Consider the following 12,211-nt stretch of genomic DNA (forward strand, 5'->3'; position numbering starts at 1 on the left):
CGCTCCCCTGCCTCCGTGCGTAGGGTCAGGGCATCGGGTCAGGAAACCCTGCGCGCGATCCGATCGTGATAGCGCAGGGCCGAGACGGTGCCGTCGGGCTCTCGGACGAACGAGGCTGCGTCGCCGAGCGGGCTGCCGTCGGGCCCCAGCGCAACGAGGGTGTCCGGCGGGGACAACACCAGCCGGTCGGGGGAGTCGAGCGCGATGACGTATTGGTTCGGCCCCGCTGGCGCCTGGTTCGCGATGACCCTCATCTCCCCATCGAACCGGCCCCGGACGAGGGTGATCGTGCCGTAGAAGCCGCAGTCGTAGGTCCCCTCCAGGGCATCCGCCAGCTCATGACCGACCGGACTCAAAGCGCGAGCGGGCGTTTCCCCGAACGCCTCGGTGAGGATCAGCTGCTCGATGTCCTCGGCCACGCCCCATCCGTCCAGGGAGTTCGTCAAAACGGTGTAGGCGAGCTCATGGGAAGGGATCAGGACCAGGCGGGACGCATAGCCGATGGTGAGCCCGTCGTGGGACATGGCGGGGCTGCCCGCGCGTTCTTCGAGCATCCAGGCGAGCCCGATGTCACGGCCCGCGCTCCCGCGATGGGCCTGGATCCGGAAGAGTCCGCTGGGTGCCGCGGGTGAGGTGACGTAGGACGCGTAACGCATGAGGTCGCGTGCCGTGCTGAGGACACCGCCGCCGGGCACGTCCCAGCCCGGGAGCTGCCAGTGCCGCTGCCACCCCTGGTCGAGGAGCAGGGTGGGGCGACCTTGGGCATCGCGGCCGTGCGGTGCGGCGACCCGACGGGTCACCACCTGGTCGGCACTGGTGAACGTGCCCGACATTCCGGCCGGGTTGAGGACCTCGTCCTGGAGAACGTCCGTGTAGTGCCGACCGGTGACGCGTTCCACCACGGCGGCGGCCACCATGATGCCCGGACCGCTGTAGGAGTAGTCCGTACCCGGCGCGAACAGCAGCGGTCGGCGGACGAAGTGCACCAGTGACGCCTGGACGGAGTCGTCCGCGTGGTCGGCGAGCAGGTTCGGGGCGTCGGCGATCATGTTCTGCGCGTCGATACCCGAGGTGTGCGTGATCAGATGCCGCAGCGTGATCCGCTCGTCGATGCCGGCCCCGGGGAACAGCGGCGCCACGGGGCCGTCCAGTTCCACCTGCCCGCGGTCGACGAGGCGCCCGATGATGAATCCGAGCAGGGTTTTGGAGATCGAGCCGACCTGGAAGATCGTGTCGGGATCCGCCGGGAGGTTGTGTGCGGTGTTGGTGCCGCCGTAGCCGAGCAGGGTGGTCTCGCCGCCGGCCAGGATGCCCACCGCGGCACCCGGCACCCCGTGCCGGGAGAGGATTTCGGGGACGTGGTCGTCGAGGAGGGTGGTGAAGTCGGACACGGTGATGTCTCTCCTGCGAGGTGCTGGTCGCGGGCCGGGAGTCAGGCGCCGGCCGCGGTACGGGTGTGGGGGTCGAGCCGGTCGCGCAGAACGTCGCCGAGCAGGTTGAACGCGAGGACGAGGACCACGAACGCGATCGACGGGAACGCCACGACCCAGGGATCGGTGAGCAGGTACTGCTGGGAGGACGAGATCATGCTGCCGTAGTCGGCGTCGGGCGGGCGGACGCCGAAGCCGAGGAAGCTCAGTGCCGCATAAGCCCCTTCCGCGGTGGAGAGGTTGATCGCGGTCATGATGACGAGCGGGGAGGCGATGTTGGGCAGGATGTGTCGGAATACGATCCACAGCCTGCCGCGTCCGCACAACCGGGCGGCATCGACGAAGGCGCGCTGTGCGATCTCGATCGTCGAGCCTCGGGCGATGCGGGCGAACCGTGGGATGGTCACGATGCCTATGGCCAGCGAGGCGTTGATCAGACCGCTCCCCATCATCGCGATCACAAGGATGGCGAGGAGGTACTCGGGGATCGCGAACAACAGATCGACGAGTCGGGACAGCACACCGTCCCAGAGGCGCCCGAGGAAGCCGGCCGCGATCCCGATCGTGGTGCCGATCAGCAGCGCGAACAGCACGGCGTAGGTCGCGGACAGCAGGGCGGGCCGGGTGGCGGCGATGATCCGCGAGAACTGGTCGCGTCCCAACGCATCCGTCCCCAGCCAGTGGTCCGACGACGGCGAGGACAGCCGGGGACCGGCGTTGACCTCGTTCGGTCCGTACGGCACGAGGAACAGGCCGAAGGCCGCCAGAAAGATGTAGCCGAGGATGAGGAAGACGGCGATATTGGCGACGATGCCGCGCAGCGGCCAGCGGAAGGTGCGCTTTCGGACGGGAGTTGGTGTGGTGGTCGGGGAAGGGCGGGGATGAGCCGAGATGGTCACGCTGACTCCCGTTTCCTAGGTGTGGATGATGCGTCGGTCGACGAACGGCAGCGCGATGTCGACGAGCAGGTTGCCGAGGATGAAGGTGCCGGCGATGACGAGCGCTTGCGCGGTGAGTTGGGAGAAGTCCCGGTTCGAGATGGAGTCGAGTACTCCGCGCCCCAGTCCTGGCAGGCTGAAGATCTCCTCGACGATGAACAACCCGCCGACGAGGAACCCGAAGATGAATCCGATCAGGGTGAGTACGGGGGGCAGGGCGGCACGGAGGGCGTAGATATAGCGGATGCGCCACTCCGCGATGCCGTTGGTGCGTGCCGTGGTGATGTGTGGCTGGGCGAGGACCTCGATCATCGACGAGCGGGTCATCTGTGCCACGAGCGGCGCGGTGGGGATGCCGACCGCGAGTGCCGGAAGCAGCATGGTCTGGAGGTTTCCGACGGCGCTCTCGGAGAACGGGATGTAGCTCGCCGAGTACATGTTCGTCAGGTACTGCGCCGCCAGGTAGAGGGCGGCTGAGCCGGAGACGAATCCGGGGAAGGCGAACACGATGAGCAGGGGGATACGGATACCCCAGTCGATGCCCTTGCCCGAGTGGGTGGCAGCGATGACTCCGACGGGGAGCCCGATGGCGACCGCGATGACCAGCCCGATGAGCGCCAGTTCCAGGGAGATCGGCGCTTGTTGGGCTATCACGTCGAGGTTGTTCTGACCTGAGATGGGTGACACTCCGAAGTCGCCTCGAAGAGCGCCCCAGAGCCAGTCCAGGTATTGGCGGAAGATGGGCTGGTCCAGTCCGAGGTCGCGTTCGATGGCGGCGATGGTCTCGGGAGATGCCTTGGCCCCGGCGATCACCGATGCGGCGCTGCCCGGTACGAGGCCGCGCCCCGCGAAGAACACCAGTGCCGAGAGCGCCAACAGGACACCGGCGGCGCCGGTGAGCTTCTTGGCCAGGTAGAGGATCACAGCTCTCCTCCGCTTTCTGCCGCGCCCGTGGTGACGGCGCCGGTGGGTGAGGCCGGGTTCAGTGTGAGTTCGCCGGGTCGGTGGCAGCGCACCCGGTGGCCGTTGGACACTTCCGTCAGTTCGGGGGCGACTTCGACGCACCTGTCGTCGGCGATCGGGCAGCGCGGTGCGAAGCGGCAGCCCGGCGGGGGGTTGACCGCGCTCGGCGGCTCCCCTCGCAGGACGATGCGTTCGATGCCCTCCTCGCCTTGGAAGATGCCGGGTTCGGTCGAGCGGAGGGCGACGGCGTACGGATGGAGCAGTCCCCGGTCGAACGCCTCGGACGGTGCTTCCTCCACGATCTGTCCGAGGTACATGACCGCCATCGAGTGGCTGACCTGTCGCACCGCGCGCAGGTCGTGTGAGATGAACACGTACGCGGTGCCGGTTTCGCGCTGAAGCCGTTCCAGCAGGTCGAGCACCTGGGCCTGGAGGGAGGCGTCCAGTGAGCTCACCGCTTCGTCGAGCAGGATGAGATCGGGTCGGGCGATCAGCGCACGTGCGATGCACACGCGTTGTTGTTGGCCGCCGGACAACTGGTGGGGGTAGCGGGAGCCGAGTTCGAGTGGCAGGCCGACCGAGGCGAAGGCTTCGTCGATGCGCCGCTCCCGCTCGTCCTTCGCGACGCCGCCGAGTGCCTCGGCGACGCTGGCCCGTGCGGTCATACGGGGGTCCAGTGCGCTCGCGGGGTCCTGGAAGACCGCCTGCACCTTGCCGTCCGCTCCAGCGGTGATGTCGCGGAGTTCGGTGCCGACGCGTACCGAACCCGATGTCGGTGTGTCGAGCCCGGTGATCAGTCGCCCGAGTGTGGACTTTCCACACCCCGACTCGCCGACCAGACCGAGGGTGCGTCCGGCCCGCAGTCGCACGCTGATGCCGTCCACCGCGTGGACCTGAGGGCGTTCGCCCCGCAGGCTGGTGCGTCGCATCCGGAAGTGTTTGAACACCTCGCGGACTTCGAGCACCACGTCCTGCCCGTCCGCCGTTGCCTCGGGCAGTGTCTGCTTCCCGGTCATGTCACCATCTCGCTCGGTCTGGCACCGTCACCGTCACCGTCACCGTCACCAGCGACCCTGCCGCGGGCTGCGGCGATGAGGGAGCGGGTGTAGGGATGGGTGGGGCGGGTCAGCACTTCGGACGCCGCACCCCTCTCGACGATCTCGCCGCCGTACATCACCATCACGGTGGTGCACAGTTCCGCGACCACACCGATGTCGTGCGAGATCAGCAGGAGAGTCATGTCCGCCTCGGCCACCCGCTCCCGCAGCAGTTCGACGACCTGCGCCTGGACGGTGACGTCCAGAGCGGTGGTGGGTTCGTCGGCGATCAGCAGGTCGGGGCGGTTGAGCAGCGCCATGGCGATCATGACGCGCTGCCGCATGCCTCCCGACAACTCGTGCGGGTAGTTGCGCCGCTTGACCGCCGCATCACCGATGCCGACCCGGTGCAGTGCCTCCTCGACGATCTCCGTTCGCTCCTGACGGCTGAGTGAGCGGTGTGCGGACAGGACGTCGGACATCTGACGCCCGATGGTGAAGACCGGGTTGAGGTTTCCCAACGGGTCCTGGGGAACGCGTGACATCCGGGTGCTGCGCAGGGCCCGGAGTTCGGCGGGTTTGAGGGCGGTCAGATCGTGGCCGTCGAGGTCGACGCGACCCGTGACCGCGGCCGAGGCCGGCAGCAGCCGCAGAACGGCTGCCGCCAGCGTCGACTTCCCGGACCCCGACTCGCCCACCAGCCCGACACGATCGCCGGGACGGAGAACGAAGGAGACGTCGTTCACCGCGGGCGGTTGGGTCCGGCCGTAGCGCACGGTGAGTCCCTCGATCACGAGCAGCGGGTCCTGTGCGCCCGCCGCGCGGGTCGCGCCGCCGGGGGCGCGACCCGCTACCGGGGTGCTAGCCACGGCTCACCCGGGCCAGGAACGCCCGACTCTGACTGGCCGGCAGATCGACTCCGGTCAGCCCCTTCTGGTGGGCGACCAGCAGGTTGGTGGCGAGCAGTGTGACGGTGGGGTAGACGTTCTCAGCTTCCCACTGTTGGACGGCGACGAGCGCCTTCTCGTAGGCGGTCGGGTCGGCGGCGCGCAGGGCGTCGTCGAGCAGCTTCTTCAGCTCCGGCGGGACCGGTCCCTGGCGTCCTTCGGCCGGGGCCACGTACTGGTACGGGTTCGAGTAGTAGGACTGGGCGTTCCAGCTGAGGGCGTACTTGGCCTTGACGAGCCGGTCGCCCCATGAACCGCCTTCCAGCGGCTCAAGCTTGATCTTGATGCCGACCTTCGCCAACTGGGCCTGGACGGCGGCCATCAGGTCGTTGGTGCCGGGGTCGTAGGCGGCGATGTACATCAGTGAGGTGGAGAAGCCCTTGGGGAAGCCGGCTTCCTTGAGGAGCTGCTTGGCCTTGGCGATGTCCGGTGTCGAGTTCGGCACCTCGGCGGGCTTGGGCGCCCAGGTGTTGCTCTCGGGTATGTACACGCTGGGTCGGGCGCCGCCACCGCTGTACGCCTGCCCGGCGAGGGCGCTGCGGTCGAGCGCCAGGGCGAGTGCCTGACGGACCTTCACGTTGTCGAGCGGCTTGGTGAGGTTGTTGACCTGGAGGAAGATCGTGGAGTCGGTCGGAACATTCTTGACCTCCACCTTGTCGGAGCCGGCCAGGGACTTCCCGCTCGATGCGGCGGTGAAGATCAGATCGACCGCACCGGCCTGAAGGTTGTTGACCTGCGTCGAGGCACCCGGGACGTAGACCACCTTGAGCTGCCCGGACTTCGTCTTCTCGCCCCAGTAGTCGGCGAACCTCTTCAGCTTCAACTCGCTGTTGGGGCGGTACGAGTCCTGCTTCCACGGCCCGGTGCCAACCATGCGGGTCGCCATGTTGTCCGAGGTGGCGGCCTTCTTGCTCATCACGGCACAGCCCCACACCAAGGGGTTCGCCATGTTGCTGACGAATCCGGCATCGGGACGGGTGAGGTGGAAGACGACGGCCGAGTCACCGGACGCGACGGCCTTGTCGAACGTGGGGAACAGTTCCTTGGCGATCCCGTCAGGACTCTTCTTCAACCGGTCGAACGTATAGGCCACGTCGGCGCTGGTCAGCTTCTCGCCGTTTTGGAACTTGACGTCCTTCCTGAGGTCGAAGGTGTAGGTGAGCCCGTCGGGAGACCGCTTGTAGCCGGTGGCCAGCTCCGGCTCGATCTTTCCTTCGGGGGTGGTGGTCATCAGGCACTGGTAGGAGAGCTGCCAGGCGAACCGGTCGGCGTAGAGCGCCGAGCCCTGCGGGTCGAGCGTCGAGGGTGCCGCGGTCTCGGCCACGGTGATGCCCTTGGAGGAGGACCCTCCGCTAGGCGGCGGGGAGCAGCCCGCTGCGACCGCGGCAGTCGCACAGGCCGCGAGGGCCGCTGCTGAGCGGAAGGCATAGCCGTGTTGCTTCTTCATCTGAACCTCTTCTGAAAGGGTCTGCGTCTTTCCGGTCCGGCCGCACAGCCTTTGACGGATCGCAAGACATGAGGTCTGCAATGCAATCCAGCGGAATGCATTGCAGAATGCTGACCGACGCTTCATAGTGCTGTCAAGGCTCGGTTCGAACACGAAGGAGGCGTATCGACGACACCCTCCGCAGCCCCGACACCCAGGGAGGAACGAAGAGTTCCGCCGTCCTCCCGCGCGGGTGGTTCCGGGCGGAGTCCCGGCCTCAACGCACCGTTCCCGAAGGGCGATCCCGCCCGGCGACGGCAGATCCCACCAGCACTCCTGCGATGGCTCCGGCCATCGCTGCCGGAGCGGTGACCAGGCTGTTCTGCGCCGTACAGGGAAGCGGTCGAGCATCCAACGGGGTGCGTACGCCATCGGATCACTCCGGGTGCGCGAACGAGCCACGAACACACAACGATCTCGAAGCCCGGTGGCAGGGAGGGGACCCGACAGCACAACCGAACCGACTCGCGCGTGCATCGGCGGCGGACCCGCACGGTGACCACGCGCCCGGGAGATCCATCACAACGCCATAAGCGATGCCCGCTCGCGGACATCGGCGCACCGACACACGCACCGGGGGCACCCCGGAGGAGAGGACCACCCAGGATGAGCCCGGACCTGAACCCCGCCCCGGGACGTCGCAACAATTCGGCTTCCCTGCGGCGAGCCGTCTCCATCCTTCTACAGCTGGGAGAGTCGACCGACGGAAGCGGGTACTCACTCGCCGAACTCTGCCGGGAACTGGACCTCAACAAGAGCACGTCGCTCCGCCTGCTCCAGCCGCTCCTGGAAGCCCGCCTGGTCGAACACCTCCCGTCGGGGCGCTATCGCCTCGGCTGGCGCATAGCCCAGTTGGGCAGGGCCTATCTCGCGGGCCTGGACCTCCCGCGCGGAATGCACGACGTCCTTCAGAAGCTCGCGTCGCAAACCAGTGAGACCGTTCACCTCGTGGTCGCCGACTACCCGAACATCGTCTACATCCACAAAGTGGACACCCCGCACCCGGTGCGCATGTTCTCGCGCATCGGGAACAGCGCGCCCGCCTACTGCACCAGCGTCGGCAAGGCGATGCTGGCCCACGCCGGTCCGGAGACGATCGAGCTGGTGATCGCCAATGGGATGCCGGCGCACACACCGCGCACGATCACAACGCCCGAGCAGCTGAGAGCCGCCCTCAGCGAGATCAGGCAACAGGGCTACGCGGTCGACGACATCGAGCACGAGGAGGGCATCCGGTGCGTCGCGGCGCCGGTCTTCGACCATGCGGGGGCATGTACGACCGCCATCAGCGTCTCGGCACCCGCGGAGCGACTCCCCGCCGAGAATCTGGCGGAGTTGGCACCCCTGGTGATCGCTGCCGCGAATGAGATCTCCACCCGACTGGGAGCGAGCCGGTGAGCCAAGACCCCCTGAGGACCGGTCAAGGTTCGCCCGCTTGAGGTGAAGCCGACGACCTAGGAACTCCGCCCTCATGGCGGGAGCCCGCGGCCACTTCGTGCTCGCTGACGGCGATGCCAGAGCGCCGAGTGGTCGCAGGGCTCCTTGGCGTGTCCGGAGCATGTGTCGGTCCCCGGCGGGGGCATGCGCCGGCCTACTGCCACCGAACCCCTGACTCACACCATTAGGTCACGCCGTACGCCACGCATTGCCGAGCCCGTGCCCTTCAGGTCGTCTCACTCACCGGACGTCGACGATCACAAGTGCTCCGTTCCCACCGAGCCACGGGTATGGCCGAGACTGACCCAGGGCGGGTTCGCGGAGTCGTTCGGGACCGACGCACGATGCCCTGCGTCAAGCGGTCCGGCTTGGCGCCACCTGGCACCACCTGGCGCCAGTTGGCATCAAACAGCGGCAAGTCGGGCTTCTGAGCATGCACGGCCAGGCATAGCGCCACCCAGACCCAGCGAGCCCTCCAACGTTTTCGCAGGTCAAAGGCCCTCCTTTGCCGATCGGTGCGGTGATTTCACCTGACCACTAGCGGATGGGGCCATCGTGGTGCCATTATGGCGCCATGGACCTCACCCCGTATGTCGACACCCTCCGCCGCGAACTCGCCGTGGCCGCCGCAGCCGGCGGCGACGAAGCTCGCGAGCTAGCCGACAGGCTCACAGCGCCCCTGGAGTCGGCGACTCGGTTGATCATGCTCAATGTGCTCTCCGCGGCCATGGGCGAGGTCACCCGCGAACTCGCCCCCGGGTCGGTCGACGTACGGCTGCGAGGGCTCGATCCCGACTTCGTGGTGACACCGCCCCCCACGGGCGGCGCGCAGAGGGAGCCGACCCCACCCGTCGAACCGTTCGCACCCATGCCTCCTGCCCCGGCCGACGGTGACGAGGGCGGCACCGCCCGCGTCAATCTGCGTCTGCCCGCCCATCTCAAGGCCCGCGCCGAGGAGGCCGCCACCCGCGAGGGCCTGTCGGTCAACGCCTGGCTGGTCCGAGCGGTGTCGGCAGCAGTCGAAGGCGGCACCCAGCCGCGACCGGCCGAGAAGACCCAGATCGTCGGGCAGAGCTACACGGGCTGGGTGCGCTGACAGGACTTCGAAGACACGACTTGGACCCACCTGCGCCGCCTTCACCAACACCACGTCCCACCAGCGGGGACGCCCCAATGACCCAAGAGGACGAGACAGCCATGCCTTCTTTTGACACGCCCGAACCGATCTCCACCACCGCGCACGTGGAGTCCGGTTCGATCCAGTTCACCGCGGGCGACCGACCCGACACCGTCGTCGAGGTCCGGCCCCGCGACCCCAAGAAGGACCTCGACGTGCGGACGGCCGACCAGACCGAGGTCACGTACGCGAGCGGTGCCCTGACTGTCAGGACGCCCAAATCCAATCTCTTCGGCCGCACCGGCACCGTCGATGTGACGGTCGAACTGCCCTCTGGCTCGCGCATCGCCCTGACCGGAGCCTGGGTCCAGGTGCTCGGTGAGGGCCGGCTCGGCGATGTACGTGTGAAGACCTCGTCGGGCGATGTCCGGCTGGATGCGACCGGGCCGCTCCAGCTCACCGCATCGCACGGCTCGATCAACGTAGACCGGATCGAGGGCACGGCCGAGATCACCACCAGCTCCGGCAGCCTGCGCGTCGGTCTCGTCGACGGCCCAGCGGTTCTGAAGAACTCGCACGGCACCACGACCGTCGGCGTCGCAACCGGCGAGCTGCGGGTGAGTGGCGCCAACGGCGACATCGAGATCCGGCGTGCCGAGGCATCGGTCACCGCCACCACCGCCTACGGCGCCCTTCGAGTGGACGAGGTGGCCGGCGGAACCGTTCAGTTGGAGACCAACTACGGCACCATTGACGTCGGCATCCGCGAGGGTACGGCCGCTTGGCTCGACCTCCACTCCGATTCCGGTCAGGTGCGCAACACGCTCGCTGCGTCCGAGGGCCCGGAGAGCGCCGAGGGAACCGTCAAGATCCGTGCTCGCACCCGCTGGGGCAACATCGACGTCCGCCGCGCGAGGGTCTGACCCCCGGAAGCACAGGTCTCGCCCCCACCCCCACACCTCCCCCAGCCGCTTCAGCCACCGAATGGAAGCGCCCATGCCTTCATCTGTCATGCCCACATCCAGACGGGGCGACGAGCACGCTTCGCCGGCCTCCATCTCCATCGCAGCCCAGGGACTGCGCAAGTCATACGGGGACAGGACCGTCCTTGACGGCATCGATCTACGCATCCCGGCGGGGTCGGTGTTCGCACTGCTCGGACCCAACGGCGCCGGCAAGACCACCGCGGTGAAGATCTTGTCGACGCTCATCACCGCCGATGGCGGGCAGGCGCAGGTCGCGGGCCACGACCTGGCGACCGACCCCCAAGCCGTACGGGCCGCGATCGGTGTCACCGGCCAGTTCTCAGCCGTCGACGGACTCATCACCGGCGAGGAGAACATGCTCCTCATGGCCGACCTGCACCACCTCACCCGCCGCGAGGGCCGTCGCACCACCACCGAACTGCTGGAACGCTTCGATCTGAGCGACGCCGCGAAGAAGCCCGCCGCCACCTACTCCGGCGGTATGAAGCGCCGCCTCGACATCGCCATGACCCTGGTCGGCAACCCACGGATCATCTTCCTCGACGAACCCACCACCGGCCTGGACCCGCGTAGTCGCCACAACATGTGGCAGATCATCCGCGAATTGGTCTCCGACGGCGCCACCGTCTTCCTCACCACCCAGTACCTCCAGGAGGCCGATGAACTCGCCCACCACATAGCCGTACTGAGCGACGGCGTCATCGCCGCCCAGGGCACCGCCGACGAGCTCAAACGCCTCGTTCCCGGCGGACACGTCCGACTGAGATTCACCGACCCCGGCGCCTACCACAACGCAGCCGCCACCCTGCGCGAAACCACCCGCAACGACGAGGCCCTCTCGCTCCACATCCCCAGCGACGGAACCCAACGCGAACTCCGCGCCATCCTCGACTGGCTGGACTCCACCAGCATCGAAGCCGACGAACTGACCGTACACACACCCGACCTCGACGACGTCTTCTTCGCCCTCACCACCAACACCAACACCACACCCCGTCGGCCCAGCCGAACCGATCGGCCCGACCACGCCACGGAGAAAGCCCGATGAGCTCGCTCTCCCTCACCCTCCGCGACTCCACCACCATGCTGCGACGCAACCTCCTCCACGCGCGCCGCTACCCGTCCCTCACCTTGAACCTGCTGCTCACGCCAGTGATGCTGCTGCTGCTCTTCGTCTATGTCTTCGGCGATGTGATGAGCGCCGGCATCGGTGGCGGCGGCGCCGACCGGTCCGAGTACATCGCCTACCTCGTTCCCGGAATCCTGTTGCTGACCATTGGCGGCACCACGATCGGCAGCGCGGTGTCCGTCGCCACGGATATGACCGAGGGCATCATCGCCCGCTTCCGTACGATGGCGATCCACCGGGGATCCGTGCTCGTCGGGCACGTCATCGGAAGCGTGCTCCAGTGTGTGATGAGCGTGGCCCTCGTCGGCGCCATCGCCGTGGCCATCGGCTTCCGGTCCACGGGTGCCACCCCCTTCGAATGGGTCCTGGCACTGGGGTTGTTGGCGCTCGTCTCCCTGGCGCTCACCTGGATCGCCGTCGGGATGGGCCTGTCAAGCCCGACCGCCGAGGCCGCCAGTAACAACGCCCTTCCACTGATGGTCCTCCCTCTCATTTCGAGCGCCTTCGTCCCCGTCGACGCGATGCCCGACTGGTTCCGGCCCATCGCCGAGTACCAGCCCTTCACACCCGCCATCGAGACCCTGCGTGGCCTGCTGCTCGGCAGCGAGATCGGCCACAATGGGTGGTTGGCCGTGCTCTGGTGCCTGGGCCTGGCCGTGCTCGGCTACCTCTGGTCCAGGGCCCTGTTCGACCGCGACCCGAAGTGAGCCTACGGGCTGCCTGCCGCCTCTCGTCCCGCTC

Annotated in this window: 11 protein-coding genes; 5 read left to right on the plus strand and 6 right to left on the minus strand. The window is 67.7% G+C overall.

Annotated elements, in window-relative coordinates:
• Positions 1–38: 38 nt before the first annotated feature.
• Genes OID54_RS04505 through OID54_RS04530 form a run of 6 tightly spaced genes read right to left on the minus strand, consistent with a single transcriptional unit; the run spans position 39 to position 6,762 of the window.
• Positions 39–1,391: a serine hydrolase domain-containing protein gene (locus OID54_RS04505; protein WP_329014235.1), complete on the minus strand. Its 1,353-nt coding sequence runs from the start codon at positions 1,389–1,391 to the stop codon at positions 39–41.
• Between the two features lie 41 nt (positions 1,392–1,432).
• The gene (locus OID54_RS04510; protein ID WP_329014238.1) at positions 1,433–2,329 is read right to left on the minus strand and encodes an ABC transporter permease; all 897 of its coding nucleotides are present in this window, start codon (positions 2,327–2,329) and stop codon (positions 1,433–1,435) included.
• A gap of 15 nt (positions 2,330–2,344) precedes the next feature.
• Complete coding sequence (locus OID54_RS04515) at positions 2,345–3,292, minus strand: ABC transporter permease (RefSeq protein ID WP_329014242.1); 948 nt, start codon at positions 3,290–3,292, stop codon at positions 2,345–2,347.
• The gene (locus tag OID54_RS04520) at positions 3,289–4,347 is read right to left on the minus strand and encodes an ABC transporter ATP-binding protein (RefSeq protein ID WP_329014244.1); all 1,059 of its coding nucleotides are present in this window, start codon (positions 4,345–4,347) and stop codon (positions 3,289–3,291) included. The genes OID54_RS04515 and OID54_RS04520 overlap by 4 nt, the downstream gene beginning before the upstream one ends.
• Positions 4,344–5,237 (minus strand): ABC transporter ATP-binding protein, encoded by an 894-nt coding sequence (locus tag OID54_RS04525; RefSeq protein WP_329014246.1) that lies wholly within the window; start codon positions 5,235–5,237, stop codon positions 4,344–4,346. Before OID54_RS04525 ends, OID54_RS04520 begins: the two co-directional genes overlap by 4 nt.
• Positions 5,230–6,762, minus strand: a complete 1,533-nt coding sequence (locus tag OID54_RS04530) for an ABC transporter substrate-binding protein (RefSeq protein ID WP_329014248.1) — start codon at positions 6,760–6,762, stop codon at positions 5,230–5,232. The genes OID54_RS04525 and OID54_RS04530 overlap by 8 nt, the downstream gene beginning before the upstream one ends.
• 645 nt (positions 6,763–7,407) lie before the next feature.
• Between OID54_RS04530 and OID54_RS04535 the strand changes: the two genes are divergently transcribed.
• The 5 genes from OID54_RS04535 to OID54_RS04555 all read left to right on the plus strand — a co-directional run bounded on the left by OID54_RS04535 (position 7,408) and on the right by OID54_RS04555 (position 12,177).
• Entirely contained in the window at positions 7,408–8,199 is a 792-nt protein-coding gene (locus OID54_RS04535) for an IclR family transcriptional regulator (protein ID WP_329014250.1), read from the plus strand.
• A gap of 613 nt (positions 8,200–8,812) precedes the next feature.
• Complete coding sequence (locus tag OID54_RS04540; protein WP_329014253.1) at positions 8,813–9,334, plus strand: toxin-antitoxin system HicB family antitoxin; 522 nt, start codon at positions 8,813–8,815, stop codon at positions 9,332–9,334.
• A gap of 101 nt (positions 9,335–9,435) precedes the next feature.
• A complete protein-coding gene (locus OID54_RS04545) occupies positions 9,436–10,278 on the plus strand; it encodes a DUF4097 family beta strand repeat-containing protein (protein ID WP_329014256.1) in 843 nt (280 codons plus the stop codon).
• A gap of 73 nt (positions 10,279–10,351) precedes the next feature.
• Complete coding sequence (locus tag OID54_RS04550; RefSeq protein WP_329014259.1) at positions 10,352–11,389, plus strand: ATP-binding cassette domain-containing protein; 1,038 nt, start codon at positions 10,352–10,354, stop codon at positions 11,387–11,389.
• Positions 11,386–12,177, plus strand: coding sequence for an ABC transporter permease (locus OID54_RS04555; protein ID WP_329014262.1), 792 nt, complete (start codon positions 11,386–11,388; stop codon positions 12,175–12,177). The genes OID54_RS04550 and OID54_RS04555 overlap by 4 nt, the downstream gene beginning before the upstream one ends.
• Positions 12,178–12,211 lie beyond the last annotated feature (34 nt).

It is taken from the genome of Streptomyces sp. NBC_00690 (assembly GCF_036226685.1).
Classification (GTDB): Bacteria; Actinomycetota; Actinomycetes; order Streptomycetales; family Streptomycetaceae; genus Streptomyces.